This is a genomic window from Brevundimonas sp. (assembly GCF_032055285.1).
GTDB lineage: Bacteria > Pseudomonadota > Alphaproteobacteria > Caulobacterales > Caulobacteraceae > Brevundimonas.
Genome location: NZ_DAMBRE010000002.1, coordinates 383,936 through 405,976 on the forward strand (window position 1 = coordinate 383,936; position 22,041 = coordinate 405,976).

Below are 22,041 nucleotides of genomic sequence, written 5' to 3' on the forward strand. Positions count from 1 at the left end.
GACCATCGAAGGACAACCGACCCAGGCGCTTCGTCAGGGTAAGAAAATGTCATCGGCTCGCGTGCCGTCGGGATCGTCTGCCCGCTCGGGTCCCTGCATGCCTCAAGGCGGCAAGGCTATTGCTGAGCTCGCCAGACTGAAGGATGGCCTCCGTGATATGTTCGGAGCCTGACAACACGGCCTGGGTGCTGGCCTCCTGCACCAGGTAGGAGGCTCGACCGACATAGCCCCCAGTCAATTCATAGGCACGCTCAAGCATGCTCACGGACCATGATGTGGGCTCTTTTAGAGGCATTGCTCCGGTTAGCAGTTCTACAAACTCGCGAAATTCGCGTGGAGCCAAGGGTCTGAGTTCAAATGTCTCAAACCGGTTTTCAAGCTGCTCATCGCCTTGCAAAGCTGTCATCGCTGCCGCTGTCCCGAAGCCCAGCAGAGCCATCCGGTGGACGTTGCAAAGTCTGCGAATGGCGTTCAGGCAGACGTTGCCTCGAGCGCCAACGTAGGCATTCAGGTTGCCAGCTTCGTCCAAGATCATGACGTCGGGACGTAGCTCATCAAGGAAGGCGGAGACCGCTCTCAAGAGTGTGCGAACATTGCCGCTGGGCACGTATTGGTGTCCGGCTTGAAGTACGGCTTCGTAGAAGCGGGCTTCGTCTGCTTCTACCGGGGCCTCAACCATCAGGATCACCGGGCTCTTTGTCAGCTCGGGAAAGAACGTCTTTTGGGAAATGTCCCGCAACAGCTTCACTTTGAGCGCCGTTTTGCCGGCGTTCGGGACGCCCCAGAACAACAAGGCCTTCGGTCGCAGGCGACCTGCAGTGATCATGACAAGGCGGGCCCGGATGAGGGCTTCGTCGCTCACGGGGTTCGAGGCCCAGCGGTCTCGTAAAATGAGAGTGATCCGGGTCCAAGGATCGTCTTCGAGCGCTGGAAGATCGGTCACCACTCCTCGACCTCGCGCATCTGAGACGGGAGCGGGCTTGACGTGAAGTCGAGCGCGAGAGGTGACGTCTCCACAGAGCGAAAGACCGATGCTTTGGCTGCTATCGAGCGTTCGGTGCTTTCGCTTCGCCGCCGTGCGCGTCGAGTGGCCTTTGCCTCCTCGTCGATGACTTCCCGGGTTTGGCGTCGCAGATAATGAATATCGTCTTCGTTGGCGCTGGCTGCCGCGTTTGCCCGTAGTTGGGCAGACGCCAGCTCGTGCTCAGCCAACGTGAACGGCGCCTGCCTACGATAGAGGTGAACCCTCTCCCAGCCAGTCGGCCCCAACGCCCAGATAAAGGACATGTCGCGCGGGTCGAAACGTATCTCGACCGATCCTGCCCCCTTTCGGATTAACGGCCCGAACCACGGAGCCCAGTAACGCAGGCGCTTGAAGTGGATGCCTGTGCGACTGAGCTGTCGCTTCGCGCTAGGCAGGAACGCCAGCAGAACGTCCTCCGCGTAGCTCGGAGGAACGGCTCTTGGAATGAATCCATTTTCAACAGCTTCCTGCCACCGGGACTGAGGGGTGAAACCATCAATGCCGCGGTGGGGGGACCGATGGTAACGACTGATCTGCAGCAAGACCCATGTCTCGAACGCGTCGAGGGTCATTACCGCCCGGCGATCACTGTCGTAGTCGCCACGCTGCTGGACGTTAGAAAAGGTGGTTCCCGGTACGAGGTGTAGTTCGCCCATCAGCGTGCCGATGAAACGCTCGATAAGAGCTCCATATCGAGGCTGGCGAACAGGGCGAAAGTCTTGCGCTACGCCATACGTATCCAACCCACGACGGATCGCGAGCGACTTGAAGTCGATGCCGTTGTCGGAATGAAGTGTTTCCGGAAAGCCGTGACATGGCCAATGCCAGTTATGATCAATCGACTCCAAAAGAGCCTCTTTGGGCATGAATGCCCGCAGAAGCGCCATGGCGGTCTGGATGATCGACGGGGCTCCTAGGCTGACATAGTAGCCGACGCACATTCGCGTGTAGGCGTCGATAATCAACGTGATCGTCGGCCGCCCGATCGGCAGCCGATAACGCCTGTCTACGAGGATCAGGTCGGCCAAGGTGTGATCGATGAGCCAGATCTGGTTGGGGGCCGTGGCTTCCATGCCTCCGGGACGAGGCGCGGCTCGTTCAGCAGCATTCTCCCCTTCCCTGCTGCGCAGCCGCGTAAACAGGTCGATCGCCTGTATCCGCGTGTGCACGGCTTTACGGCCGGGGGGGATTAAACCCTGCTCCCGACACTTTCCTCGTATCTCGGTAACTACAACCGATTCCTTCGGCTTCTGGCTCGAGCAATAGGAGCGCTCGAGTACCTCCGAGATCACCGCTTCAACACGCGGGTCCAGCAAGCCCTTGCCAGCATCGGGCCCCGGTGGGTGCGGCAAGAGCGCCGTTGGCCTCGGATCCTGGTCAAGTAGCTTGATCAGCCGATACGCATTGGCGGTCGATATGCCGAGAGATAGTGCGGCCCGATCTACATCGGCGCGCTTCTTCTTCTTCGGTTTTTGCGCCAAGGGGGCGAGGACTTCCGCCTGTCGTACGGCTGTCTCCCATTCGGCGTCAGAAGCTTCACTACGCTCAATCCGCTGAGCCATGATGGAGTTCGCTGATAATTGGATATGTGGATATCAGCATTTTTGTTTGATGTGATGTCAACCGCGCCGTTCAGTCGCGAAGCCGACCACTGCCGCAAAGAAGAACGACATCCCACATGCGACCTTCGCGCCGTTGCGTTCTGCATCGCGCCGACATAGTCATGCGATATCGGGGAAATCCTCTTGTCGCGACTCATCCGCCAGATCTGCGTCGGCCTCGCCGTGACCGTCATGGTCACGCTGCAGGGCTATGGCGTGGTCAATGCGAGTCACCGGATCGAGCACGCGATGCAGTTCCCCGGGGTGTCCTACGAGGATGCGTCGGCCACGGCGCACGATCACGAAGACCACGATCACGATCATGCTGACGCCGCATCCGATGCGGGCGACGGCGAGGCGGCCTTCGATACCGTGAAGAAGACCGGCGGCGACGCGCCGTTGACCCACCACCACCACGGCGGTGGCGACGTGCATGTCGCCCTGATCACGCCTGCCCATCCCATCGAAGCCGCCGACAGAAGCGTGACCAACCTTGGTCCGCGCCCGTCCGCCGTGCCACCGGGCTCTGATCCCGACGGCCCGCTCGACCCTCCCAGACAGAACGCCTGATCGCCTGAGCGCTGATCCTGCGCGGCCACGCGGCCGTGCGCGTTTTGTTTTGGAGACAATCCTTGAAAATCGTCCCGTCCGGCTTTGCCGGATCGCGGGCGCGAACGACGGCGGTGTCCGCGTTCGTGCTCGCACTGGCGGCATGGCCGCCAACCCTCGCACTCGCCCAATCGGCGGATGTGCCCGCAACCGCGTCCCGGGTTCTGAGCCTGAACGAGGCCCTGAGCCTCGCCGCGGCCGCCGACCCGGCCCGTCCCGGCGTTGACGCCCGGCTGCGCGCCGTGGACGCCAGCGTGCGTCAGGCCGATGTCCGTCCGAACCCCACCGTCGGCCTGATGGTCGAAAACCTGCCGACCCTCGGCGGGGGCGACATCCTGAACCGCACCGAGACCACGCTGAGCTATGAACAGCGCCTCGAACGCGGCGGGGACCGCCCTGCCCGAACGGCGTTGGCGCGTAGTGAAGGCGGCCTCGCCCTCGCCCGCGCCCGGATCGCCCAGCTCGACCGGCTGGAACTGGTCCAGCGCGCGTGGACTGACGTACTGGCGGCGGAAGCCAATCTGGAGATCGCCCGCGAGCGCCTGACGCTCGCAGAGCGCTTCCAGACAGAAGTCCAGCGCAGGGTGGACGCCGCGCGCGATCCGCTCTTCGCTGGAGCCCGTGCGGAAGCCGAACTGGCGCAGGCCCAGATCGATTTCGATCAGGCCGAGATCACCCTGCGAACGGCCAAGATCAGCCTTGCCCGTTTCTGGATGGGCCGGTCTGACTTCTCCCTCGGTGCGTCCGTCTTCGAGGACACGAGCGCGGCGCGGGTCGCGGCGGGTGAAGCCGCCCAGGCCGACCTCGACCTGTTCCTGGCCCAGCGCGCGATCGCTGATGCCCAGGTGAGGGTCGAGGAAGCCCGCGCGGTGCCCGACCCCACCATCAGCGTCGGTGTCCGGCATATCTGGGACAATGAGCTGTCGCTGGTGTTTGGCGGTTCGATCCCCCTGCAGCGGTATGACCGCAACCAGGGAGCCATCGAATTGGCCCGGGCGAACGGAACGGTCGCGCAAGCCGATCTGACCGCTTTCCGCATCGAGACTGAACGCGAGATCGCCCGTCTGCAGGTCCAGCTGGTCGCCAAGGCGACGGAGGCCCGCCGGATCACCGAAGAGACCCTGCCCCAAGCCGAGCGCGCCGTCGTGCTCGTCCGGGAAGGCTTCGGTCGCGGAGGCTTCACCTACAACGATGTCATCGCCGCCCAGACGGCCCTGCTTCAGGCCAAGGCCCGCCGTGTCGCGGTGCTTCAGGCCTTCCACAACGACCGCGCCCGGCTTGACCGCCTGACCGGCGCGCACGCCGCACTGCTCGGCCTGGAGATCCCACAATGAACCGAACCCACCAAGTTCGCCGCGCCTGTGGCGTGGCGCTGACGGCTGTCGCCCTGACCCTCGCGGCTTGCGGCGGCGGCGCGGAGAAGACCGAAACCGGCGAAGGCGCGGAAGCCGCCGCCGCCGACTACGAACGCGGGCCGCACAATGGCCGCCTGCTTCGCGACGGCGACTTCTCGCTGGAAGTCACCATCTACGAGGAAGGTCCGGAGCCCCTGTTCCGGCTCTACCCCTACCTGAAGGACAAGCCGCTGGACCCCCGGCAGGTGCAGGCGACCATCGCCCTGACCCGCCTCGGGCCGAAGGTTGATCGCTTCACCTTCACGCCCGAGAATGACTATCTGGCTAGCCCCGGCGTGGTGTCGGAACCGCACTCGTTCGACGTAGCCGTTCAGGCCACGCGCGGGGGCGCCCGGTCGAACTGGACCTATCAATCCTACGAGGGGCGCACGGTGATCACCGCCGACGCCGCCCGCGCGGGAGGCGTCACGGTTCAGCGCGTCGGTCCGGCGGTCCTGGGCGAAACCCTGCCCCTGTCTGGCCGGGTGGAGATCACGCCGGAAGGACAGGCGGAAGTTCACGCCCGCTATCCGGGGCGCGTGGTGTCCCTGACCGTCCAGTTGGGCGACCGTGTCAGTCGCGGTCAGGTCATCGCCCGCGTGGAGTCGAGCGAAAGCCTGCAGACCTACGCCGTCACGGCTCCCATCTCGGGCGTCATCACCGCCAAGAACGTCAACCCGGGCCAGATCACCGGCAATGGCCAGCCCATGCTGATGATCGGCGACCCGACCCGGCTGCACGCGGAGTTCTTCCTGTACCCGCGCGACGCCGAACGGGTCCGCGTCGGTCAACGGGTCGAGGTGACCAGCGCGGCCGGCGAACACCGCGCCATCGGCGTCATCGAGGCGATCCTGCCCGCCGATGACGTGCTGAGCCAGACGCTCGTTGCCCACGTCGAACTGCCCGCCCAGGGCGGCGTCTGGCGTCCGGGTCTGGGCGTGCAGGGACAGGTCCAGGTCGGCGCGGGCGAAGTGCCGCTCGCGGTCCAGACCAAGGCCTTGCAGCCCTTCCGGGACTTCACGGTCGTCTACGCCCGTGTCGGCAACACTTACGAAGTCCGGATGCTCGACCTCGGTCGCCGCACGGACGAGTGGACCGAAGTTCTGGGCGGCATCGAGCCCGGGACCGAATACGTCGTGGACGGCGCCTTCCTCATTCGCGCGGACATCGAGAAGTCCGGCGCGAGCCACGACCACTAGGGGGATGCGCGACCATGCTTGAACGCATCATCAGCCTGTCGATCCGCTTCCGCTGGGTCGTCATGGCGCTGGTCCTGATCGCGGCGGCGGTCGGCGTCTGGAGTTTCCAGAAGCTGCCCATCGACGCGACGCCGGACATCACCAACGTCCAGATACAGATCAACACCGAGGCTCCCGGCTACTCCCCTCTTGAGGCGGAGCAGCGCATCACCTTCCCGGTGGAGACCGCCATCGCGGGCGTGCCGGGTCTGTCCTACACCCGCTCGGTTTCGCGTTACGGCCTGAGTCAGGTGACCGTCGTCTTCGAGGACGGCACCGACATCTACCGGGCGCGGCAGCTCGTGAACGAGCGGCTGCAGACGGCGCGCGGGCAACTGCCCGTCGGGCTGTCCCCGGAGCTGGGGCCTATCGCCACCGGCCTGGGCGAAATCTTCATGTACACCGTCGAGGCGCGCCCGGACGCCCGCAAGCCGGACGGCACGCCCTACACCTCGGAAGACCTGCGCACGCTGCAGGACTGGGTCATTCGCCCCCAGCTCCGCAACACGCCGGGCGTCACCGAGGTGAACACCATCGGCGGGTTTGAGCGCCAGTACCACGTCACCCCTCGTCCCGAACGGCTCGCCGCCTATGGCGTGACCCTCGGCGAGGTGGTGGAGGCGCTGGAGCGCAACAACGCCAATGTCGGCGCGGGCTATGTCGAACGCTACGGCGAGCAATATCTGATCCGCGTGCCCGGTCAGGCCTCGACCGTCGAAGACCTGCTGAACATCGTCATCGCCACGCGGGGCGGTGTTCCGATCCGGGTCGCCGAGGTCGCCGAAGTCGGCCCCGGTGAAGAGCTGCGGACAGGAGCCGCGACCGAGAACGGCAAGGAAACCGTGCTGGCCACGGTCCTCATGCTGGCGGGAGAGAACAGTCGTGTCGTGGCCCAGGCGGCCGCCGCGCGACTGGAGGAAGCCGCCCGCGCCCTGCCGGACGGCGTCGTCGCCTCCCCGGTCTATGACCGGACCGATCTGGTCGAACGCGCCATCGGCACGGTCGAGAAGAACCTGGTCGAAGGCGCGCTGCTGGTCATCGTGGTGCTGTTCCTGCTGCTCGGAAACATCCGCGCGGCGCTGATCACGGCGGCGGTCATCCCCATCACCATGCTGCTGACCATCACCGGCATGGTGCAGGCGGGCGTCACCGGCAACCTGATGAGCCTCGGGGCGCTGGACTTCGGTCTGATCGTCGATGGGGCCGTCATCATCGTGGAGAACTGCCTGCGGCGCTTCGCCGAGGCGCAGCATCAACAGGGCCGCCTGCTCACCCGCGAGGAACGCTTCTCGCTGGCGTCCAGCGCGTCCAGCGAGGTCATCCGGCCGTCGCTGTTCGGGGTGCTGATCATCACCCTCGTCTATGTCCCGATCTTCGCGCTCGACGGCGTGGAAGGGAAGATGTTCCACCCGATGGCCATCACCGTGGTCATCGCCCTGACGGCGGCTCTCGTGCTGTCCCTCACCTTCGTGCCTGCCGCCGTGGCCATGTTCGTCACGGGTAAGGTGCAGGAGAAGGACAGTTTCCTGATGCGCTGGGCGCGTATCGGCTACCAGCCGGCGCTCGATTTCGCCCTGCGCTCGCGCAAGGCCATGATCGGCGGCGCTGTCGCCCTCGTCGTGCTGGCGGCGTTCGGCGCCTCCCGGATGGGTTCGGAATTCGTCCCGAACCTTGATGAAGGCGACATCGCCATGCACGCCCTGCGTATTCCGGGCACCAGCCTCAGCCAGGCCGTCGAGATGCAAACCGCACTCGAAGCCCGGCTGGCGAAATTCCCGGAAGTCGAACGGGTCGTCGCCAAGATCGGCACGGCCGAGGTCGCCACCGACCCCGTCCCGCCGTCGGTCGCGGACACCTTCATCATGCTGAAGGACCGCAAGGACTGGCCCGATCCCCGCAAGCCCAAGCTCCAGCTCGTGCGCGAGATGGAGGAGGCCGTCGCCGAAATCCCCGGCAGCAAGTACGAGTTCACCCAGCCCATCCAGATGCGGTTCAACGAACTGCTGTCCGGCGTTCGCGCCGACGTGGCCATCAAGGTTCACGGCGACGATCTGGACCAACTGGTGGCGCTCGGCGCGCAGGTCGAGGAGATCATCGGTTCGGTCCCCGGCGCGGCCGATCCGCAGTCCGAGCAGGTCACCGGCCTGCCCATGCTGCAGATCACGCCGGACCGGGCCGCCATCGCTCGGCTGGGCCTGAGCATCGATGACGTCCAGCAGGTCATCTCGACCTCGATGGGCGGCTCGACGGCAGGGCAGATCTTCGAAGGAGACCGCCGTTTCGACATCGTCGTGCGGCTGCCGGAAGACCTGCGGGGCAACACGGACGCCATCGGACGGATACAGGTGCCCCTGCCTGCCGCCGACGGTCAGCCGCGAGGCTTCGTGCCGCTCAGCGAGATCGCCACCATCGCGCTTGAGAAAGGTCCGAACCAGATCAGCCGCGAGGACGGGAAGCGACGCATCGTTGTGACCGCCAACGTCCGCAACCGCGACCTGGGCTCCTTCATCGGAGAAGTCCGGGAGCGGGTCGAGCAGGAGGTCGATCTGCCCGCCGGGTACTGGATCACTTACGGCGGTACGTTCGAGCAGCTGATCTCCGCCGCCAAGCGGTTGCAGCTGGTCGTTCCCGCCGTGCTGCTGCTGATCTTCGGCCTGCTGTTCGCCCTGTTCCGCTCGGTGAAGGACAGCGCCATCGTCTTCTCCGGCGTCCCGCTGGCGTTGACGGGGGGCGTCGCGGCGCTGGCCCTCAGGGGTCTGCCGCTGTCCATCTCCGCCGGTGTCGGCTTCATCGCGCTTTCGGGCGTGGCGGTGCTGAACGGGGTGGTGATGGTCAGCTTCATCCGGGGGCTGATCGAGGAAGGCAAGCCGGTGGCGCACGCCATCCGCGAGGGCGCCCTGACCCGGCTGCGTCCCGTGCTGATGACCGCATTGGTCGCGTCTCTCGGCTTTGTGCCGATGGCCATCAATGTGGGCGCGGGTGCGGAGGTCCAGCGTCCGCTGGCCACCGTGGTCATCGGGGGGATCATCTCCTCCACGGTGCTGACGTTGCTCGTGCTCCCGGCGCTCTACAGCCTGGTGCATGGCCGCGACACACCAGCTGACCGTCCCCGCCGGGAATGGCTGGATCATCTGCCGTTCCGTCCTCGTCGAAGGAACGTCTGATGCCCGAGGCTCTTCCCCGGAAGAGCACGGGCGGCGCTGACACGGTCCCCAACGTGTCAGCGCCAGCCTTCCCGAACCGGCTGCCCGCTCTGACGGCTGTCCGGTTCTGGCTCGCCCTCGGCGTCGTGCTGTTCCACTACCAGCTCAACATGACGCCCGAGGGCGGGACAGGCTTCGCCCTGATCGAACGCGCACGTCTCGCGGTCGATTTCTTCTTCATCCTGTCCGGCTTCGTCCTGGCCCACGTCTACGGGCGGCAGGTACGTGAGGAACGCTACGACCATCGCCGGTTCCTCGTGAACCGTCTGGCCCGCATCTATCCGGCCCACGTCGCCATGCTGGTCTTCATGGCCCTCGTGCTGGGCGTGGCGACCCTGCTCGGCCAACCGTTCAACGGCCAGAGCTATACCCTGCCCGGCTTCCTGTCGGCGGCGGCGATGATCCATGCGTGGTTCCCCGCCACCGTCCCCAACGAGTGGAACGGTCCGTCGTGGTCCCTGTCCGCTGAGTGGGCGGCGTATCTCGCGTTCCCGATCTTCGCCTGGATCGGACTTCGCCAGAAGCGCAGTCCATGGATCACCCTGTCCCTCGCCGTGGCGGGCTTCGTCGCGCTCGACGCTTTCTACCGGTGGCGGTTCGGCGAAATCCTCACCCACGCCGAACTGGTGCTCGGCGTGCTCAGGATCGTGCCGGAGTTTCTCTTCGGCATCAGCCTCTACCAGCTCGGTGCGTGCCTGACGGTCAAGCCGCCGGTCGCGCGCTGGTCTGCCCTCCTGTCGGCGGCTCTGCTTCTGACGATGATGCAGACTTCAGCCGATGAGCGGCTGACGGTCGGGGCGGCGGGGCTGCTGATCCTCAGCCTCGCCCTGCTGGCCCGATCCGGTTCGGACCGTTGGTTCGACCATCCCCTCGCGCAGGAAGCAGGCGAAGCTTCCTACGCCCTCTACCTCGTCCACCTGCCACTGCTGATCGTCTGGAAGAACGGCATGGCGATGCTGGGGGACGGCAACAGCGGTTACCGCATGACCCTCTTCGAGGGCGGCGCGCTGTTGATGTTCACCCTCATCGCCGCCTGGGCGCTCCACGTCTTCTGGGAGCGTCCTGCCCGCGAGTGGCTTCGCGACCGGCTGAAGCCGGCCGCCCCCTCCCTACCCATTCCCCCGAAATGAAAGGTTGCTCATGACTTCAATCATGCGCCGCGATCCCGGATCGTGGCTCCGATCACCCTGGACCGCACTGGTCCTCGTGATCGGATTTCTTCTCCTGCAGGGCGCGTTCAGCGAAGCCCTCGCCCACGGCGTCGCCGAGGGCGACAAGGGCTACATTCAGGAAACCTCTGGCTTCCTGTTCTGGCCCTTCGTCTATCTGGGGGCCAAGCACATGGTCACCGGCTACGACCACCTGCTGTTCCTCTTCGGTGTGATCTTCTTCCTGTACCGGATGAAGGACATCAGCATCTATGTGACGCTGTTCGCCATCGGCCACTCCTCCACCCTGCTGCTGGGCGTCCTGACCGACATCAGCGTCTCCAGCTATGTGGTGGACGCCATCATCGGCCTGTCCGTCGTCTACAAGGCGCTGGACAACATGGGGGCGTTCCAGCGCTGGTTCGGCTTCCAGCCGTCAACCAAGGCCGCGACCCTCATCTTCGGCCTGTTCCACGGCTTCGGTCTGGCGACCAAGCTGCAGGACTTCCAGCTTTCACCTGACGGCCTGATCGGCAACCTGATCGCCTTCAACATCGGCGTCGAGGCCGGCCAGCTTCTGGCGCTGGGCGGCATCCTGATCCTGATGGGCTTCTGGCGTCGGTCGAACAGCTTCTGGAAGCACGCCTACCTCACCAATGTGGTCGTCATGACCCTCGGCTTCATCCTGACGGGCTATCAGCTCGTCGGCCTCTTCGTCATGTGATCGGAGACCCTGAAATGTACAACGCAAACCGCCCCGCCCGCTCCGACCTGCCGACGACCGGCCAGCTTCTGAAATCGACCGGCATCGCCGCCGCCGTCGCGTCGGTGATCCTCGTCACCGTCGTCATGCCCGCCGAGTACGGCGTCGATCCGACCCGTATCGGTTCCGTGTTCGGCCTGACCGAGATGGGCCGCATCAAGGTGCAGCTCGCCGCCGAGGCCGAAGCCGATGCTGCGGCGGACGCAGCAGCAGCGTCGGGTGTCGCTGCCGCACCTCCCATCCCCGCGTCCGCTCCGGCAGCGCCATCCGCGTCCGCCCCTGCCGAGGTTTCCGCTGCGGGTGCGCCCCGGTCCGACGAAACCATCATCACCCTCGCCCCTGATCAGGGGGCGGAGATCAAGCTGGTGATGGAGGAAGGCGCAAAGGCGCGCTTCACATGGAGCAGCAGCGGCGGGCGGGTGAACTACGACACCCACGCTGACCGTCCGGGCGTCCGCTACCACGCCTATGAAAAGGGCTCAGCCCAACAACAATCAGGCGAACTGACCGCCGCCTTCACCGGGGCTCACGGCTGGTTCTGGCGCAACCGCACGGGTGCGCCGGTGACCATCACCCTGCGGACCGAGGGTGCGTACTCCGAGGTCAAGCGCGTCGTCTGACTCACCGACGGGTCGGGTCCGGCAGGACTCGGCCCGCCATCCCTTCGGGCGCAAGATGCGCCACAGCCCTTCAATCCGTCAGACCGCTCATGCAGCTCCTCGCCCCCCTTCGTCACACAGCCTATCGCAGGCTCTTCATCGCCCAGGTCGGGGCCTTGCTCGGCACCGGTCTGGCCACCGTCGCGCTGGGGCTGCTGGCGCACGATCTCGCCGGGGCCAATGCGGGCGAAATTCTGGGCATCGTCCTGGGCATCAAGATGGTCGCCTATGTCGGCGTGGCCCCCTTCGCCAGCGCGCTGGTCAGCCACCTGCCGCGCAAGACCCTGCTGGTGACGCTGGACGTGGTCCGGGCGCTGGTCGCCGCCAGCCTGCCCTTCGTCAGCGAGGGCTGGCAGGTCTACGCGTTGATGACCGTCCTGTACGTCGCCGCCGCCGCCTTCACCCCCGCCTTTCAGGCCATGATCCCCGACCTGCTGCCGGACGAGCGCGAATACACCGAAGCCCTGTCCCTCTCCCGTCTGGCGTCCGATCTGGAGAGCGTCGCCAGCCCGGTGCTGGCCGCCCTGTTATTGACCGTCGGGACGTGGAGCGTCCTGTTCGGCGGCACCGCCATCGGCTTCGTGATTTCCGCCCTGTTTGTGGTCTCGGCGACGCTCCCCGTCACCAAGGCGGTCGTCCCCCGCCCCTTCATCGAACGTCTGACCGGCGGCTTGCGGCTGTTCCTTCTCACCCCTCGCCTGCGCGGCGTTCTCGCCTTCAGTCTGGCCACCTCGGCGGGCGGAGCAATGGCCTTCGTCAACACCGTCGTTCTGGTCCAGTCCGGTTTCAATCTCGGTGAGCAGGCCACAGCGTGGGCGCTCGCGGCCTTCGGGCTGGGGTCCATGACCACCGCCCTGACCCTGCCCAAGGTGCTGGAGCGCGTGCCGGACCGCACCATCGTCGCCACGGGCGGCGCGATCATGACCGTGGTGCTGCTGGCAGGCAGCCTGCTGGCCACCCGATATCCGGTGTTGCTGGGTCTATGGCTTGTGCTTGGCGCGGGCTACGGAATGACGCTGGTCCCCATCGGACGCGTCCTGCGCCGATCCTCGGGCGCTGCGGACCGACCGGCCCTGTTCGCCGCCTACTTCGCCCTGTCCCACGCCTGCTGGTTGATCGCCTACCCGGTATCCGGCCTCGTCAGCGCGACGGTGAACCCCGCCGCCGCCTTCCTGATCCTCGCGGCGCTCTGCGCGGTCGGGCTGGTCGCGGGGCTGTTGCTGTGGCCGAGACGCGATCCGGAAGCGGTGTCGCACAGCCACCCGGAGCTGGCCGAGGATGACCCGCACCTCGCGGATCATCCGCTAGAGGGCGGCGTCCATGCCCACACCTTCGTGCTAGACGATCTGCACCGCCGCTGGCCGGGTTAGCTGTCGACACGTTTGCGCCATGAGCGGTCATCGGTGCACGATCCGAAAGGCGACATTCCATCCGCGGAAGTCGTGGCTAGACACCCGGCCGTGCAACAATCGCACTAAGCACTGGACGAACGCGTTTAGGTAGCAGGCGCTGTGTTTCGGAACCGGGGGCTGGGTGGTTCGAGGCGGCTCCTCCGGCTAGGGCTCCGAAACAAACAAACCACTTCGGCTAGCGTTCGAATCCGCTCGACATACTAAATGTAGACGCCTAGAACGAATCGCAGCATGGTGCTGGTATGGGTAAATAAGCCCTTTCAACGACGAGCCGACTCGGCCTATGCCATGGCGTAGAGCGAGCCCTCGACCGCTTTGGGCGGGACGTTGATCGCTAGCATCGATGTGTGTGGATGAGCCGACGAGTGCGGCTTGTTTCGCGGCCGGACAATCCCCAACTGGGACAGCTCGGCTTTAGTGAGCGTGTGTTGCGTGCGTATGGCGGGAAGAGAGCGGCCCGAACTTGCTGGAACGTAAGCCGCCCTCTCCCCCTTTCCCGACTCGCAAGGGCCGGTGACCGACCTTTATCGGGGGAGCCGTTGGCAGACAACGGGGCCGACTGATATTCTTCGTCACGGGCAGGCGCGGGTTCTTCACCCCGTTGGAGCCCTTATGCCCAAGCTTACTTTCTTCCCCCTGAACAATGCCGACTGCTGCCTGCTCGATCTCGACGGCGGCCAGAAGATCATCTTCGACTACGCCCACCAGAAGGACATGGCCGACCCGAACGATCTTCGGATCGATCTGGAAAAGGCAATCCGCGACGATCTGAACGCCGCTAAGCGGAAGGACGTCGACGTCTTCTGCATCACCCACCTCGACAAGGATCATATCTGCCGGTCCAGCGAGATTTTCTGGCTGGAGCATGCGAGCTGCTACCAGGATGATGACCGCTTCAAGATCAAGGAACTGTGGGTCCCGGCCTGCGTGATCCTGGAAGACGGGCTCGTCGATGAGTCCCGCATCTGGCGGCAGGAGGCGCGGCACCGGCTGCGCGAGGGCAAGGGCATTCGGGTGTTTTCGCGTCCCGAAGTGCTGCGCAAATGGCTCGAATCCGAAGGCCTCGACTTCGAATCCCGAAAGCACCTGTTCGTGGACGCCGGCACGCTGGTGCCGACGTTCAACCGGCAAGACCACGGGGCCGAGTTCTTTGCTCACTCGCCCTTCGCCAGCCGACTCGACAACGGCGAGTTGATGGACCGCAACACCGACGGCATCTTCGTGCAAGCCACCTTCGAGGTGTCCGGTGTGAAGACCAAGCTGATGCTCGGCGCCGATGCGGACCACGAGGTCCTGAGCGCGATCGTCGACATCACGAACTATCACGGTCGCCCTGAGCGCCTCGAGTGGGACGTGTTCAAGCTGCCCCACCACTGCTCGTACCTGTCGCTCGGGCCCGACAAGGGCGACGAGGAAACCGTGCCGGTCGATCAGGTAAAGGAGCTCTACGAGGTGCACGGCCAGCGTGGCGGCGTCATTGTGTCGACCAGTAAGCCGATCCCGCAGACGGGCAGCGACACCCAGCCGCCGCACCGCCAAGCGGCGAACTACTACCGGCGCATCACCGGCTTCAACGGACTGCGCGGCGACTTCAAGGTCACGATGGAGCACCCGAGGGTGAGCGCGCCCAAGCCGCTGGTCATCGAGATCGACCATACCAAGGCCCGGATCGTCACTGCGGTCGCCAGCGGCGCCGCGGTGCTGACCGGGGCGGCCGCGCCGCGGGCCGGTCGTGGCCCGATCTTCCGTCTGGTGTGAGGCGGGCAATTGACCGATCCGTCGGCAGAGCTGCTTGAGAAATGGTGCGGGCCGGTCGTTGAACCCGACGCGCTTACGGCGGGGAAGGCGCGCGACTTCGCCGCCTTTCTCGCCGTCCGCGACGACGTTGGCGCGAGCCTGATCGAAGTCCGTCAGAGCGGTGAACGGTCTTGGGTCGTGGTCGAGTTTGAACTCGATGTTGGCCAGCTGCCGGTCGTCGATATCGCGCGTCGGGAGCTCGTCGCGCTGGGGTTCACCGTCGGTGATACCGAGTGGCCGACGGCCTTGATCATCCGCGATGACTTCCCGCCGAACCTGCCGCACACCTTCCTGACCGCGCCAGGCGATCCCTCCATCCTTTGCCTAAGCGAAGAGCCGTGGGATGAAGCGAAGCGGCGCTGGTCGCCGAATCTCTTGGTCCGCACCGTCCGGCACTGGTTCAACGCGACTGCGAAGGGCGAACTACATACTGCTGACCAGCCTCTGGAGCCGTTCGTGGTCGCCTCGGCACACCAAGCCATTCTGCCGCCGAACTATGTCGAGCTCTGTGCGACCACACCGGCACGCCTGTACGGCTATGGCATCGAAGGCACCCCCGTGGTGCGCTTCTTCGGCAGCAAGCCGGAGGGGTTGAAGAACCATCCCGGGTTCACCGCCGTGCATTTCGTGCTGCCGACCCAGACGCACGGGTTCATCCGGCATTCGGCGCGGACTGCGGCCGACCTACTCGCGCTGTTCAGCGTCGAAGGCTTCGACTTCAAGGCGAAGCTCGGGGAAGCGCTGCGCGGCTGGTTAGCTGATCCGTCCCTTCGCGAAACGCGCCCGGTCGTCATCGTCAGCATCCCCACAGCCCGGTTGGCGGGCGAGGAAGCTGAGCGTACCGATACCCGTCTGTTCATGCTGGCGGTGACAGTGCGTGAGCTCGGCGTATCGCTCGACATCTGGTCGGCGATCACCGACGACAAAGGCCGCATAATCGAGGGTGCTACCCTAGGCCCTCTCAACCCGACCTTTGATGGCTCCAACGTGCCCGTCATGCTCTGGAGCACGTTGACCGATATCACCCGTGAGGCGGCGGCACGGTTCAACGGCTACGAGGCTCAGACCGGGCTCGGGTTGCTGGTGGTGGGCGCGGGCGCGCTGGGTTCGCAGGTGGTGGGCAACCTGGTGCGGATGGGCGAGACCGTCACCGGTGTCGCCGATCAGGATCTTTTGCTTCCCCACAACCTGGCCCGCCACGGTTGCTACAGCGACCAAGGGGTGGGCGTCTCAAAGTCCAAAATCGTTGCGTCGCAAACTAACGACTTCCTGAATGCGCCGGCCGAGACGGCGGCGTTCGACGTGAATGTCCTACGACCGTCCGGTGACGACGCCGAAGCCTATCAAGCCGCGATAGCGAAGGCCGACGTCATCCTCGACCTTGCCGCGTCGGTGGCGGTGTCGCGGAGCCTGGCGATCGACAATCCGGCGACGGGCCGGCGCGCGGCTGCCTTCCTGAGCCCGAGCGGTCATGACCTGGTCGTCTTGGTCGAGGATGCTGGGCGGAGCGTGCGGCTCGATGAACTGGAGATGGCCTACTACGCGGCCGTGGTGAGCGACCCGGCCTTGGAGGGGCACCTGAACGCCGCCGGCCATGTCCGGTATGGCCAGAGCTGCCGTGACCTGAGCGGCCAGATCGAGCAGGTGCATGTGGCGATCAACGCGGGGATCGCCGCCAAGTCGCTGCGCGCCGCCCTGACTCAGGACGCGCCCGTCGCAAAGGTCTGGCGCACCGACCCGACGACACTGGAAGTTCGCGCGATCGAGATCGATCCGCGGTCAATGAAGCGCTTTGAAGTGGGCGGCTGGACGATCCTTGTACGCCCTGGCCTGTTGGAAGCGATCTGGGAGCGCCGCGACGAGCGGCTGCCTGACGAGACCGGCGGGGTGCTGCTCGGAGACTTCGATACGTCGCGCAAGCTGATCTACCTCGTGGACGCACTTGAGACGCCGGCCGACAGCAAAGAGGACCGCGGCTCGTTCATTCGAGGGAGCTACGGCCTTCCCGACGCGGTGGCCGAAGCGGGGTCGAAGACGCAGCAGATGCTGCGATATGCGGGCGAATGGCATTCGCACCCGACTGGCTACGGAGTCCTGCCCAGCGTCGACGATGTCGGGCTTTACGGCTACATGGCGGCTCAGATGGCGGTCGAAGGCTACCCTCCGATCATGCTGATCGCTGGGGACAATGAGTTCAGTTTGATTGTTGAGAACCAACGCATTCCCCTAGAGCGGCTTGGGGGGCAGTGATGGACTTCTTGAAGAATTTCGACAGCTACGACCTCAAGGCGCGGGTTTCTCCGGCGCTACTGACCATCCTGCCAGCGGTGGCGACGCTGTTGGCTTGGTATCCCGGGCTTCTCACGAGCAACGTCGGCGCGGCGGTTCTGACCGTCATCAACACCTGTGGCCTGCTGTTTCTGTTTGCCGAGTTGAGCCGTTCGCAGGGGCAGCGCGGCCAGCGGCACCTTCTCAAAGAATGGAAGGTGATGCCGACCATCCGGATCCTTCGCCACAGCGACGACGCCCTCCCCGCCGAGGTGAAGGCTCGCTACCATCAGTATCTGGCAACCAAGCTTGGCAGCGCCCTTCCGACGGCGGCTGAGGAAACGGCCAACCCCGCCGGGGCGGACGCCCGGTATCAGTCGGCGATCCATTGGCTCATGGAGCAGTGCCGCGGGCCGGCGCACTTCCTGATTCTGAACGAGAACACGTCCTATGGCTTCCGACGCAATCTGTTCGGCCTGAAGCCAGCCGGTATCTTGGTCTGCATCGCGGCGATCGCAGCCGTCGGCCCGGTCCTTTGGACTCGCTATCCGCATGCCGGCGGCCTTGTTTGGGGTGCACTCTGGGCGACTGCCTCCACATTGCAGCCGGCTCAGGTCGCTGCGCTTGGGCTGAGCCTGATCACTCTGGCCGGTTGGATTCTCGTTGTTCGGTCAAGCTGGGTGAAGGAAGCCGGCGATCTGTACGCGCGTCGGCTTCTTGCGTCGTGTGAGACGTCGCAAACTGCTTAGGCATGAAGGCCTTGCGCTTCCGCCATACCACCGCGTCCACCAGCGGACGTTGCCAACCGCCGCTTTGAGTCAACGGCAGACCAAGCCGCCTGCGCCATAAACGACCGTTTTTGACACAGAGATGCCACTTGGCGGTCCGTCGCCCGATTCACAGTGATCTCATGGTGCGATAGTCTGTCGCGAAATCAGCGTCTCTCGTGACGCATCGCTGTCGAGTTTGAGACAAATGCTGCTGGGTTACGCGAGGGTCTCCACCGAAGAGAATCTGGAACGCCAGGTTGATGCGCTGGAGCGTGCTGGCTGCGAGCGGGTGTTCTCCGACAAGCTGAGCGGTAGCCGCCTTGATCGGCCTGGTCTCGCCGCCGCCCTTTCTCATCTGCGGTCGGGCGATAGGCTGGTCGTATGGAAGCTCGATCGTCTCGGGCGCACTGTGCGTCAGCTCGTCGAATTCGTCGCGAAGCTGAACCAGGACGGCGTCGAGTTTCGAAGCCTGACGGATGGCATTGATACGACCACGCCGGCGGGCCGGTTCTTCTTCCTCATGATGGCGGCTCTTGCCGAAATGGAGCGCGACCTGACGCGTGAAAGGACAATGGCGGGTCTAGCCGCTGCGCGTGCACGAGGCAGATTGGGCGGGCGTCCCCCTGCCCCCTCCCCAAAGCAACTGACGCAAGCGCGCCACCTGATGCAGCACCCAGATCAGACCATGGCTGAGATCGCGGCGACCTTGGGCGTATCGCGCAGCACTCTTTATCGATCGCTTCGCTCTACATCTTAGGCCTGAGACCCGCATAGGCGCCTGCTAGCCGCGCCCTGGATTCCAAGAAACCAAGAACCAGCAGCTCTCTAGGATTCAATCACTTGGAGTCCAAGGATCTAGGAGGGCTCACAATTAGGAGGACGCCACGGGGCTAAGCGCCCTCCCTATTGCAACCTCGTTTGTCCGTTTCGTTTCAACCGATCATTTCGACAAACGATACTCCGTGATCTTGGCGGCAAAGGTTGGCAGCACCAGAAGGGTCAAGGCGGTGGCTGTCAGCAGCCCGCCGATAACCACGGTCGCCAGCGGCTTTTGCACCTCGGCCCCCGCACCATGGGCAAGCGCCATGGGGATGAAGCCGACGATAGCGACGAAGGCTGTGGTCAGAACCGCCCGCAGTCGGCTGGTTGCGCCCTCAACCGCCGCCGCAACAGGCTCAAGTCCCGTGCGCAATTGCTCGTGGATCGCCTGCATCAGGACCAGACCATTCAAAGTGGCGACGCCAGAGACGGCGATGAAGCCGACCGCTGCCGAGACGGAGAACGGCATCCCCCTAAGCAACAGAGCCAACGCACAGCCGACCAGGGCCAGGGGCACGCAGGCGAACACCAGAGCCGCCTCTGTGACCGATCCCAACGCCATGAAAAGCAGAACGCCGATCAGGACGAAGACTATCGGAACCACCAGTCCCAGACGTTGTTCAGCGCGTTTGAGGTTCTCGAATTGCCCGCCCCAACCCAGGCGATAGCCGACCGGCAGCGTGACCTCCGCGACTGACCTTTGAGCCTCGGCGACAAAGCCGCCCAGATCGCGGCCGCGCACATTGGCTTGAACCACCATGCGTCGGCTGCCGTTCTCGCGACTGATCTGGTTCGGACCTTCGGCGGTGTGGATGCGCGCCACAGACGACAGAGGCACGACGATGCCGGTCGAGGAAACGATCGGCAGAGCGGCCAGGGTGGCCGGATCGTTTCGCGCGCCGTCTGACAGGCGCACGACCACGTCGAAGCGACGGTCGCCCTCAAAGATGCGCCCCGCCTCAGCGCCGCCGATGGCGGTGGAGACGGCTTCCGAAACATCGGCGGCGGACAGGCCGTAGTTGGCGGCGGCGAAACGGTCGACGCTGATGGTCAGGTTCGGCAGACCGGACGCCTGCTCTACCCTCACGTCAGCAGCTCCGGGGGTATCCCGCAGCTTGGCCGCTACCGCGTCCGCCGTCTTCTGCAGGGTGTCGAAGTCGTCGCCATGGACCATGACAGCCAGGTCGGTGCGCACCCCCGAGATCAGTTCGTTGAAGCGCAGTTCGATCGGTTGGCTGAACTCGAAGCTGTTGCCGATCTGCTGGCTGGCGGCCTTTTCGATGCGAGCGATCAGGTCTTCCTTCGACAGCTTCGGATTGGGCCAATCCTTGCGGTCTTTGAGGATGATGACCGCGTCCGAAATGTTGGCCGGCATAGGGTCGACCGCCGCCTCCGCCGTGCCGGTGCGCGAGAAGACGGTCGCGACTTCGGGCTGGGCCTTGATGGCTCGTTCCAGGACCATCTGCATGGCCAGGGACTGCTCCAGCGAGGCGGAGGGGACGCGCAGCGCCTGCATGGCGATATCGCCCTCGTCCAGCGTGGGGATGAACTCCCGACCCAAGCTGATGAAGGAAACCGCGCCCACGCCCATCATGGCCAGGGCGGCGATCAGGACCAACTTGGGACGGGCGACCGCCGCGCTGATGGCTGGCTGGATCCAGCGTCGGGCGAAGCGCAGCAGCCGCGTCTCGTGCTCCTCGGCCTTGCCGTCGGGGGCCAGACGCACCGTCTTCGGCTCGCGCACGAACCAGGCCGTCATCGCGGGCACGAAGGTGAAGGAGAAGATGAAGGCGCCGACCAGGGCCAGCATGACCGTCGCCCCCATCGGCACGAAGGTCTTGCCCTCGACCCCTTCCAGCATCAGCAGCGGCGTGAAGACCAGCAGGATGATCAGCTGGCCAAAGGCGGCCGGTTTGACCATCTTGCGCGCCGCCTGCACCGCGACGCCCAGGCGCTCGTTGCGGGTCAGCATCCGTCCCAGCTCGGCCCGTTTCTGGGTCAGCATCAGCAGGGTGTTCTCGATCACCACCACGCCGCCGTCGACCATCAGGCCGAAATCGAGGGCGCCCAGGCTCATCAGGTTTCCGCTGATGCCGAACCGGTTCATGCCGATGACGGCGAACAGGAAGGACAGCGGGATCATCAGCGCCGTGATCGCCGCCGCCCGGAAGTTTCCGAGCAACAGGAACAGCACGAGAATGACGAACAGGGCGCCTTCGATCAGGTTGCGCGCCACGGTCGAAATGGTCGAGTTGACCAGATCGCTGCGGTTCAGGACCGGGGTCGCAACGACGCCGGGCGGCAGGGAGGCGGCCACCTGTTCCAGCCGTCGGGCGGCGGCTTGGGCGACCGTCCGGCTGTTCTCACCGGCCAGCATCAGGGCGGTGCCGAGGACAGCTTCGTGACCGTCGCGGCTGGCTCCGCCCAGACGCGGCGCCTGACCGATCTCGACCGTCGCCACGTCGGCCACACGAACCACCAGACCGCCGCGATTGACGACCGGCGCCTGGGCCAAATCCTCGACCGTCGCGGCCAGGGCGTCGGTGCGAACCACCAGGGCCTCCCCTGCCCGCTGAACATAGCCGGCGCCCGCCTGGGTGTTGGCGCGTTCCAGCGCCTACACCAGATCGTTCATGCCCAGGCCGTAGCGGGTCAGGGCGGTTGTATCAGGACGGACGGCGTATTCCTTCACATAGCCGCCGTTGACGTCGATTCCGGCCAGACCGGGCGCGGTGCGCATTTGCGGGGCGATGATCCAGTCCTGAACGGTGCGCAGATAGGTGGCGCGTTGCTGCGGCGTGGTCAGTTGTTCGCCTTCGGGCGTCAGATAGGCGCCGTCGGTCTGCCAGCCTGGCTTGCCGGTCGCGACCGTGGTCTTGGCGCTGAACGGCACATAATCGACGGTCCACATCAGAACCTCGCCCAATCCCGTCGTGATAGGCGACAAGGCAGGCTCGACGCCTTCGGGTAGACTGTCTGAAGCCTGGCGCATCCGCTCGGCCACCCGCTGGCGAGCGAAATAGATGTCGGTCTGATCGGTGAAGACGACGGTGATCTGGCTGAAGCCGTTGCGTGACAGCGACCGGGTGCTGACCAGGCCGGGAATGCCGGACATGGCCGTTTCCAGCGGATAGGTGACCTGTCTTTCGATCTGCTCGGGCGCGAGCGCCGGGGCGACCGTGGTGATCTGGACCTGCCGATTGGTGATGTCGGGGACGGCGTCGATCGGCAGCTTGGTCAGTTCGAACAGACCCAGCGCAGCGACCAGCGCCACTACTAGGACGACGAATCCGCGAAAGCGGACGGACGCCTCGATGAGAGCTTTGAACATGATCC

General features: G+C 65.1%; 14 protein-coding genes and 1 pseudogene. 12 read left to right on the forward strand and 3 right to left on the reverse strand.

The genetic code is table 11. The annotated features are described in order from the left end of the window. Positions 1–49: 49 nt before the first annotated feature. Both RTY13_RS07460 and RTY13_RS07465 read right to left on the reverse strand, forming a co-directional pair. A complete protein-coding gene (locus RTY13_RS07460) occupies positions 50–943 on the reverse strand; it encodes a TniB family NTP-binding protein (RefSeq protein ID WP_312782308.1) in 894 nt (297 codons plus the stop codon). Beyond that, positions 940–2,586, reverse strand: a complete 1,647-nt coding sequence (locus RTY13_RS07465; protein ID WP_312782310.1) for a Mu transposase C-terminal domain-containing protein — start codon at positions 2,584–2,586, stop codon at positions 940–942. The genes RTY13_RS07460 and RTY13_RS07465 overlap by 4 nt, the downstream gene beginning before the upstream one ends. Positions 2,587–2,769: 183 nt before the next feature. Here RTY13_RS07465 and RTY13_RS07470 point away from each other — a divergent pair, with 183 nt between their 5' ends. The 12 genes from RTY13_RS07470 (at position 2,770) to RTY13_RS07525 (ending at position 18,643) form a co-directional block, all read left to right on the forward strand. Beyond that, the gene (locus RTY13_RS07470) at positions 2,770–3,195 is read left to right on the forward strand and encodes a hypothetical protein (protein WP_312782312.1); all 426 of its coding nucleotides are present in this window, start codon (positions 2,770–2,772) and stop codon (positions 3,193–3,195) included. 62 nt (positions 3,196–3,257) lie between these two features. Next, complete coding sequence (locus RTY13_RS07475) at positions 3,258–4,568, forward strand: TolC family protein (RefSeq protein WP_312782314.1); 1,311 nt, start codon at positions 3,258–3,260, stop codon at positions 4,566–4,568. Further along, positions 4,565–5,827 (forward strand): efflux RND transporter periplasmic adaptor subunit, encoded by a 1,263-nt coding sequence (locus tag RTY13_RS07480; RefSeq protein WP_312782315.1) that lies wholly within the window; start codon positions 4,565–4,567, stop codon positions 5,825–5,827. The genes RTY13_RS07475 and RTY13_RS07480 overlap by 4 nt, the downstream gene beginning before the upstream one ends. Positions 5,828–5,841: 14 nt before the next feature. Next, a complete protein-coding gene (locus RTY13_RS07485; RefSeq protein WP_312782316.1) occupies positions 5,842–9,030 on the forward strand; it encodes a CusA/CzcA family heavy metal efflux RND transporter in 3,189 nt (1,062 codons plus the stop codon). Further along, positions 9,030–10,199 (forward strand): acyltransferase, encoded by a 1,170-nt coding sequence (locus RTY13_RS07490; RefSeq protein ID WP_312782318.1) that lies wholly within the window; start codon positions 9,030–9,032, stop codon positions 10,197–10,199. Before RTY13_RS07485 ends, RTY13_RS07490 begins: the two co-directional genes overlap by 1 nt. Before the next feature lie 22 nt (positions 10,200–10,221). Beyond that, positions 10,222–10,941 carry a HupE/UreJ family protein gene (locus RTY13_RS07495; RefSeq protein ID WP_409450288.1) on the forward strand — a complete coding sequence of 240 codons (720 nt, stop codon included), beginning with the start codon at positions 10,222–10,224 and terminating at the stop codon, positions 10,939–10,941. 14 nt (positions 10,942–10,955) lie between these two features. Then, positions 10,956–11,600 carry a transmembrane anchor protein gene (locus tag RTY13_RS07500; RefSeq protein WP_312782322.1) on the forward strand — a complete coding sequence of 215 codons (645 nt, stop codon included), beginning with the start codon at positions 10,956–10,958 and terminating at the stop codon, positions 11,598–11,600. A gap of 89 nt (positions 11,601–11,689) precedes the next feature. Next, positions 11,690–13,009, forward strand: a complete 1,320-nt coding sequence (locus RTY13_RS07505; protein WP_312782323.1) for an MFS transporter — start codon at positions 11,690–11,692, stop codon at positions 13,007–13,009. 654 nt (positions 13,010–13,663) lie between these two features. Then, a complete protein-coding gene (locus tag RTY13_RS07510) occupies positions 13,664–14,809 on the forward strand; it encodes a hypothetical protein (RefSeq protein WP_312782324.1) in 1,146 nt (381 codons plus the stop codon). A gap of 9 nt (positions 14,810–14,818) precedes the next feature. Then, the gene (locus tag RTY13_RS07515) at positions 14,819–17,098 is read left to right on the forward strand and encodes a ThiF family adenylyltransferase (protein ID WP_312782325.1); all 2,280 of its coding nucleotides are present in this window, start codon (positions 14,819–14,821) and stop codon (positions 17,096–17,098) included. Beyond that, positions 17,098–17,865, forward strand: a complete 768-nt coding sequence (locus RTY13_RS07520; protein WP_312782326.1) for a hypothetical protein — start codon at positions 17,098–17,100, stop codon at positions 17,863–17,865. The genes RTY13_RS07515 and RTY13_RS07520 overlap by 1 nt, the downstream gene beginning before the upstream one ends. Positions 17,866–18,091: 226 nt before the next feature. Next, positions 18,092–18,643, forward strand: a complete 552-nt coding sequence (locus tag RTY13_RS07525) for a recombinase family protein (protein WP_312782327.1) — start codon at positions 18,092–18,094, stop codon at positions 18,641–18,643. Positions 18,644–18,826: 183 nt separating this feature from the next. Here RTY13_RS07525 and RTY13_RS07530 read toward each other — a convergent pair. Beyond that, positions 18,827–22,036 (reverse strand): annotated as a pseudogene (locus RTY13_RS07530) (efflux RND transporter permease subunit). Between the last annotated feature and the right edge of the window lie 5 nt (positions 22,037–22,041).

What these genes read in the sequence shown, in the direction of transcription:
- RTY13_RS07510 (WP_312782324.1), top strand. Translation starts at nt 13,664, where the DNA reads ATGCCCAAGCTTACTTTCTTCCCCCTGAACAATGCCGACTGCTGCCTG.
- RTY13_RS07495 (WP_409450288.1), top strand. Translation starts at nt 10,222, where the DNA reads ATGCGCCGCGATCCCGGATCGTGGCTCCGATCACCCTGGACCGCACTG.
- RTY13_RS07525 (WP_312782327.1), top strand. Translation starts at nt 18,092, where the DNA reads ATGCTGCTGGGTTACGCGAGGGTCTCCACCGAAGAGAATCTGGAACGC.
- RTY13_RS07490 (WP_312782318.1), top strand. Translation starts at nt 9,030, where the DNA reads ATGCCCGAGGCTCTTCCCCGGAAGAGCACGGGCGGCGCTGACACGGTC.
- RTY13_RS07465 (WP_312782310.1), bottom strand. Translation starts at nt 2,586, where the DNA reads ATGGCTCAGCGGATTGAGCGTAGTGAAGCTTCTGACGCCGAATGGGAG.
- RTY13_RS07505 (WP_312782323.1), top strand. Translation starts at nt 11,690, where the DNA reads ATGCAGCTCCTCGCCCCCCTTCGTCACACAGCCTATCGCAGGCTCTTC.
- RTY13_RS07500 (WP_312782322.1), top strand. Translation starts at nt 10,956, where the DNA reads ATGTACAACGCAAACCGCCCCGCCCGCTCCGACCTGCCGACGACCGGC.
- RTY13_RS07485 (WP_312782316.1), top strand. Translation starts at nt 5,842, where the DNA reads ATGCTTGAACGCATCATCAGCCTGTCGATCCGCTTCCGCTGGGTCGTC.
- RTY13_RS07520 (WP_312782326.1), top strand. Translation starts at nt 17,098, where the DNA reads ATGGACTTCTTGAAGAATTTCGACAGCTACGACCTCAAGGCGCGGGTT.
- RTY13_RS07480 (WP_312782315.1), top strand. Translation starts at nt 4,565, where the DNA reads ATGAACCGAACCCACCAAGTTCGCCGCGCCTGTGGCGTGGCGCTGACG.